This window comes from Streptomyces sp. NPDC059900, assembly GCF_050270335.1.
Lineage (GTDB): Bacteria > Actinomycetota > Actinomycetes > Streptomycetales > Streptomycetaceae > Streptomyces.
Genome location: NZ_JBNNJZ010000626.1, coordinates 1 through 4471 on the forward strand (window position 1 = coordinate 1; position 4471 = coordinate 4471).

General features: G+C 70.3%; 6 protein-coding genes and 1 pseudogene. 2 read left to right on the forward strand and 5 right to left on the reverse strand.

All coding sequences use genetic code 11. The annotated features are described in order from the left end of the window. The 3 genes and pseudogenes from ACQKIP_RS40625 to ACQKIP_RS40635 form a co-directional block, all read right to left on the reverse strand. Positions 1–186, reverse strand: a pseudogene (locus tag ACQKIP_RS40625) (hypothetical protein); the annotation flags it as partial. A 52-nt stretch (positions 187–238) separates the two neighbouring features. After that, complete coding sequence (locus tag ACQKIP_RS40630; protein ID WP_365853841.1) at positions 239–1192, reverse strand: carbohydrate ABC transporter permease; 954 nt, start codon at positions 1190–1192, stop codon at positions 239–241. A gap of 29 nt (positions 1193–1221) precedes the next feature. Next, positions 1222–2523, reverse strand: a complete 1302-nt coding sequence (locus ACQKIP_RS40635; protein WP_365853844.1) for an ABC transporter substrate-binding protein — start codon at positions 2521–2523, stop codon at positions 1222–1224. A 203-nt stretch (positions 2524–2726) separates the two neighbouring features. Between ACQKIP_RS40635 and ACQKIP_RS40640 the strand changes: the two genes are divergently transcribed. Next, entirely contained in the window at positions 2727–3047 is a 321-nt protein-coding gene (locus ACQKIP_RS40640) for a hypothetical protein (protein ID WP_365853846.1), read from the forward strand. A 73-nt stretch (positions 3048–3120) separates the two neighbouring features. Here ACQKIP_RS40640 and ACQKIP_RS40645 read toward each other — a convergent pair whose 3' ends face one another. After that, complete coding sequence (locus tag ACQKIP_RS40645; RefSeq protein WP_365853848.1) at positions 3121–3816, reverse strand: DeoR/GlpR family DNA-binding transcription regulator; 696 nt, start codon at positions 3814–3816, stop codon at positions 3121–3123. Here ACQKIP_RS40645 and ACQKIP_RS40650 point away from each other — a divergent pair, their 5' ends adjacent. Next, positions 3817–3957, forward strand: coding sequence for a hypothetical protein (locus ACQKIP_RS40650; protein WP_365853850.1), 141 nt, complete (start codon positions 3817–3819; stop codon positions 3955–3957). It abuts the gene before it with no gap. 89 nt (positions 3958–4046) lie between these two features. On the opposite strand, the gene ACQKIP_RS40655 is transcribed toward ACQKIP_RS40650, so the two are convergent. Next, the coding region (locus ACQKIP_RS40655; RefSeq protein ID WP_427745324.1) for a hypothetical protein at positions 4047–4471 on the reverse strand (425 nt) is incomplete at its 5' end.

Consider the following 4471-nt stretch of genomic DNA (forward strand, 5'->3'; position numbering starts at 1 on the left):
GTGCAGGTCCGCGATGGGCGAGAAGGCGACCAGGATCATCCAGAACAGGGGCAGGGCCATGGCCAGCCCGATGACGGCCGCTGCTGCCACGCGCAGCGGGCGGTGACGGTCGCGGCGCCCGGGGCGCGTCGCCGCGGAGGGGCGGGTCGGGGGTGCGGGGTGTCTGGCCGGGGAGGTGACGGACATCGGTGTCCTTCGGGGCAGGCGGGAGGGGAGGAAGCCGGTGGGGTGTGCGAGGTCAGCCGACGGTGTCCCGGTTGCGGCTGAAGCGCCACTGCAGCGCCGTGAAGATCATGACGATGACGTACAGGACGATGCCGATGGCGGCCGCGTAGCCCTGCTGGCGTCCTTCGAAGCCGTTGCGGTAGGCGTAAGTGATCATGACGTCGGTGGCATGTCCCGGCCCGCCGAGGGTCATCACGTAGACGGTGTCGAAGACCTGGAAGGAGTAGATGACGTTCATGATGAGCAGGAAGAACGTCGAGGGGCCCAGCAGCGGGACGGTGATGTTGCGCAGCCGCTGCCAGGGCCCGGCGCCCTCCACTTCGGCCGCCTCGTACATCTCGGGCGAGATGCCCTGCAGGCCGGCCAGGTAGATCACCATGTTGAAGCCGATGCGCATCCACAGCGTGATCAGGACGACGGAGACCATGGCGGTGCCGCCGCTGGTCTGCCACGGCGCCGCGGGCAGTCCGAAGGTGGCGAGCAGCTTGTTGAGCAGGCCGATGTTCTGGTCGAACATCAGGGTGCCGATGAGGGCGGTGGCCACGCCGGAGATGACCATGGGCAGGTAGACGAGGGTGCGCCACAGCGGGCGTGCGGGCATCACCTTGTTGAACAGCAGAGCGACGCCGAGCCCCAGCGCCATCTCCACGGGCACGGTCGCCACGCAGAAGACGGCGGTGTTCACCACCGTGCGCCAGAAGACGGGATCACCGGCCAGTTGGCGGTAGTTGGCGAGGCCGGCCCAGGTGGGTGAGGCGAGGCCGGTGCTGTACTGGAAGCTCAGCACCAGGGCCATGACCAGCGGGACCAGCAGGAAAACCGTGACGAGGATCAGGTTGGGGCCCAGCGTGCAGTAGGCGGCGAGCGTTTCGCGGAAACGCGCGGCTCTGCGTTTTCGCGGGGAGGGCGCCGCGGGCGCCGGGGCGGGCGGGCGCACATCGCGCGGCGACGAGGCGAGGGTGGCCATGGCAACTCCTGGGTGCGGTAGGGAGGGCCTTACGCGGAGGCCAGCGCGGTGCGGGTGGATGCGGCGATGTTGCGCAGGGTCACGTCGGCGGGCTGCCGGTTGACGAAGGCGGCTTCCAGTTCGTCCTGGAGCGCGGAGTTGATGCGGCCGAAGCCGGGCACGGCGACCTGTGCGGTCATGGCCGGGGTGAGCGCGGTGGCCTGTTCGGCGTATACGGGCATCAGGTCGGGGCGCACCGCGTAGTCGAGGGGCTTGCCGAGCAGGGACTTGCGGGTGGGCAGGACGACGCACTGCTCGCAGAAGCGGGCCATGTTCTCCACTTCGGCGAGGAACTTGAGGAAATCCGCCGCCAGTTCGGGGTTCTCGGTGTCGCGGGTGGCAACGACTGCGTTGCCGCCCAGGTCGGTGGCCGCCTGGCGTCCGCGCGGCTGGAAGGTGACGCCGTACAGGTCCTTCTTCAGCGCCGGGTCGATGGTCGGCAGCAGGAAGTCACCGGCGAAGCTCATGGCGACGGTGCCCGCGGTGAACAGGGCGTCGGGGAACGCGGCGCTCTTGACCGAGCTGTTGGGCGGGACGAAGCCCTGGCGGAAGAAGTCCTGGGTGAAGCGCAGGGCGCGCAGTCCGGCCGCGGACTCGATCGCCGGCGCGGTGCGGCTCTCGTCGAGGATGCGTCCGCCGGCCTGCCACAGCCACGTCAGCCAGCGGAACGCGCCGGTCTGCTGCCAGCCGTAGACGAAGGGGTAGACGCCGTGCAGCTTCTTGCTCAGTCGTGCGCATATCTCGGTGAACTCGTCCCACGTCCAGGCCTCGTCCAGGGAGGCGGGCACCGAGGTGATGCCCGCGGTACGGAACATGTCCTTGCGGTACAGGACCGCCGTCGTGTCGGTGTGGTGGGGGACTGCGTACGGCTTGCCCTCGTGGCAGACGGCCTCCCACAGGGCGGGCAGGAAGGCTTCGCGGTCCTGCTCGCCGAGGTAGGGGCTCAGGTCGAGGAGCTGGCCGCTCGCGCTGTACATCCCCAGGTTCGCGTAGTCGCAGCGGAACAGGTCGGGGGCCCGGCCGCCGGCGAGCAGCGCGTCCATGTTGGTGTACATCTGCTGGTAGGACTCCATCCGGATCTGTACCCGGATGCCGCTGTGGCGTCGTTCGTACGCGCGGGCCAGGGCCTGGAAGGCCGCGATCTCGGTGTCGGCGCCCCACAGCGAGAAGGTGAGCGTGTCCGCTCCTGCCGAGCCCGTGTTGGAGGGCGAGAAACCGGAGCGCCGGGCGAAACCGACCGCGCCGGCGCCTGCCACGGCGGCGCCAAGGAGCGCTCGTCTGGCGACAGCCATGGTGCACAACCTCCGTCGTCAAGGGGGAGATTCGGCCGCATGGGCCTTGATGACTGCTTTCTAGCCCCCGCCACCAAGGTCAGTCAATAACAAGCAAGCCTTGATTTTTATTGCTCATTTTTTCTTGACCGGCTTCAGGGGCGCGCTTAGCCTCAGCCCGGCACCCGCCCTCTCTCCCCGCGACATCGAGAAGGAGCACCCATATGCCCGTGATCCAGGTGACCGCCCCGAAGGACGCCGACTACGAACGCGACGCGGCACGGCTCAAGCACCTGTGCGGACAGGTCGCCGCAGCACTCGGCCTGCCGCTCTCCGGGGTGATCGCCGTGCTCAGTGACGCCGTCATGACCAGTTCGGGACACGGAATCGTGACGGCTTGGCCGCTGGCGGTCATACACGGTTCCGACCGGGGCCACCAGAGCCAGGCCCTGGACGCGGCGGCCGAAGCGCTGGCCGAGGGATGGGGCGTTCCGCGCAAGGAGGTCTGGGTCGAGTGGGCGGGGTTCCGGCCTGCGGGAGAGTGACGGTCTCGGCCCGGACCCGCACGACGCCGGTTCGGGCCTGCACGACGCCGGTTCAGACCTGCACGACGCCGGTTCAGACCTGCACGACGTCGACCCCGGCGGCGCGCAGCGCCGCCAGCTGGTCCCCGGGCGCCGAGCCGTCGGTGATGACCCGGTCCAGCTGGCTTGCGGGCGCGATCCGGACCGGGCCCGAGCGGCCGAACTTCGATCCGTCGACCAGGGCCGTGATCCGCTCCACCCGCGAGAGCAGCCAGCGGTCGGTCTCCGCCTCGTCGACGTGGGCGCCGCTGATCCCGGCCGCCGTGATGCCGTAGGCACCCACGAATGCCTCGTCGACCTGCAACTCCTCCAGTGCCTGGCGCGTCAGATGGCCCAGCAGGGACATCTCACGGTGACGCAGGTATCCGCCGAGCACGACGGTGCTGATCTCCTCGAACTGGGCGAGTTCACCGGCCAGATGCAGCGAGTTGGTCACGACCGTCAGCCGCTCGATCCCGTCGAGCAGCGGCACCATCGCGGCGGTGGTCGTACCGCCCGTGATCAGGATCGTGGCACCGGGGGCGACGTGCTCCACGGCGGCGGCGGCCAGCTTGCTCTTCTCCCAGGACGCGACCCCGCTGCGCTGCGGCCGGTCGGGCTCCTCCGCCTGGATCGCCTCGACCATCGCCCCGCCGTGGGTGCGGTTCAACAGGCCCTGGGCCTGCAGCGCGGACAGATCCCTGCGGATGGTCGACGGGCTGACGTCTAGCCGCTCGGCGAGCGTGCCCACATGAGCGACGCCTTCCGCGCGCACCGCGTGAAGCAGCCTCTTCCTTCGCTCGGCGCCCAGCATGGCCTGGTCTCTCTTCCCCTCGGCGTGGACACGACGACCGGCTCGGTCTCGCCCCGTGACATCGTCGACCGGCGGTGATCCGCCTGCCGCACCCGGAAGCTTACTGGGGATGCTCATCCCTGCCAGAAGTTGACTCCCTGGCCCGGGGGCGGACATCGCGCGGGCGCTCACACAGGTCGTGCCGACCACGGGCGCAGCGCCCCGAGCGCGGTGTCCCGGCCGGCCGGCGCGTCCAGCAGGGCCAGGGCAGCGGCGGAGATCTCCTGCGGAGTGTGCCAGCGCGCCGTGCGGCCTTCTCCGTGCCAGCCCAATACGAGCAGCCTGCCCGCCGCCCCCGAACGGGCTTCGGCGGGAAGGGCGTTGGGGGTCCACGGCCCTGCGTCGGTGCCGGGGCGGCCGGGTGCGGCCCATTCGCTCGTCACCAGGAGGACGAGCGGTCCCGCGACGACGGGCCGCACGAGTCGTGCCACCGTTCCGGGCGGCACGGCGGGGGCGTAGACGACAGCCCCGGTCAGCGGTGCATGCGCGGCGGCGGCGCGCAGGTCCGCGCAGAAGCCGTCCGCCGTGACGTCCGCGGCGAGCGGGGTGACAC